At 45.9% G+C, this 1,501-nt stretch carries 1 protein-coding gene; it reads right to left on the reverse strand.

Features of this window, described 5'->3' with window-relative positions; all coding sequences use genetic code 11:
• The coding region (mutL, locus tag MUP17_10590) for a DNA mismatch repair endonuclease MutL (GenBank protein MCJ7459426.1) at window positions 1-1,329 on the reverse strand (1,329 nt) is incomplete at its 3' end.
• Window positions 1,330-1,501 lie beyond the last annotated feature (172 nt).

Below are 1,501 nucleotides of genomic sequence, written 5' to 3' on the forward strand. Positions count from 1 at the left end.
AGTAGCTTCCTCAGTCTTTTTTTCTCTTAAGGGAGAGACCTTCATCCCTTTAAAAACTTCAGCTAAAAACTCTTGTTGAAAGGACTGAGTTTTATCTCTTTCAGTAAAATATTCAGGCGTCCCTTCTTTCAGATGTAGGGGCATATTGCCATACGCTCCCTCTTTATCTGTAGTCATAAGTTTCTCTTTCATATCAGTGTAAATAGGCATCACCAGGCCAGTATTCAGGGTTTTGTATACTGCTGAATATAGAAACTCATACATCTGTTTTTCATTTGAGAACCTGACTTCCTTCTTTGCCGGGTGAACGTTGACGTCCACCGTATCAGGTGGCAGGCTCAGAAAAACTATTCCCCAGGGGAACTTCCCTTTTGGCAGAAGGTCTTTGTATCCGGTGAGGATGGCATGATAAAGAGATTTGGAAAAAATATTTCTCTGGTTGACAAAAAGATAAACCTCAGCCCGGCTTGTTTTAGCTATTTCCGGCTTGCCCAGGAATCCTTTGATCTGCACGACGTCGTAATCACAATCTAATTCCAAAATCTGCTTGAGAATCTGAGAGCCAAAGATCTGTCCGATTCTTTGTTTTAGATTATCTGCTTTCTGGAGATTAAGGGTCTCCTTGCCATCGACTTTGAGCTTAAAAGAAATCTGGGGAAAAGCTAAAGCAAAAGTCGTCATTCGTTCGATTATCTGCCTGGTCTCAGAGTTGGGACTTTTTAAGAATTTCCTTCTGGCTGGAGTATTATAAAAAAGCTCTCTGACATTAATGGACGTCCCTTCCGGAGCACCAACTTCTTTTATGCTTTTTATCTCACCACCCTCGATTTTTAACTGCACTCCTGTCGGGGCGGGTCGGGACGCGCCTTCCTCTCCCTTGATGGGAGAGGACAAAGGAGAGGGTGACCCAGGAGGCGAGGTTTGGGCGGCATCTTCCTCTCCCTCGTAGGGAGAGGATAAAGGTGAGGGTGAAAGCGTACTAGACCTCGTCACCACCTCAACCTGCGAAACCAATGCAATCGACGGCAGTGCCTCCCCTCTGAAGCCTAATGTCAAGATTCTATTTAATTCCTCAAAAGAGGAGACTTTACTGGTAGCATGATGGGTGAAAGCTAATTCCACATCCTCTTTATCCATCCCGCACCCATTATCCACCACCCGGATATATTTCAAACCTCCGGACTTTATCTCAACCGATATCTCCGTCGCCTCAGCATCAATCGAGTTTTCCACTAACTCCTTGACCACGGAGACCGGCCGCTCAACAACCTCGCCTGCGGCGATTTTATTGACTAATTCCGGAGGAAGGATTTTTATTTTAGTGGACATAGTTTAATTTTGGAGTGCATCATCCGTGATGATGCCGCATTGACACAGTCAACGCACTCCAAAAGTCTCGCCTTATGTGCCTGTCGGGTCCCCTGACCCGACAGGTCTGTCTTCCCACCAGGTCAGGGGACCTGGTGGGCACGAAAATTGTTGTGTTCGGTAGGTCAGACAT

The organism is Candidatus Zixiibacteriota bacterium (assembly GCA_022865345.1).
Classification (GTDB): Bacteria; Zixibacteria; MSB-5A5; order MSB-5A5; family RBG-16-43-9; genus RBG-16-43-9.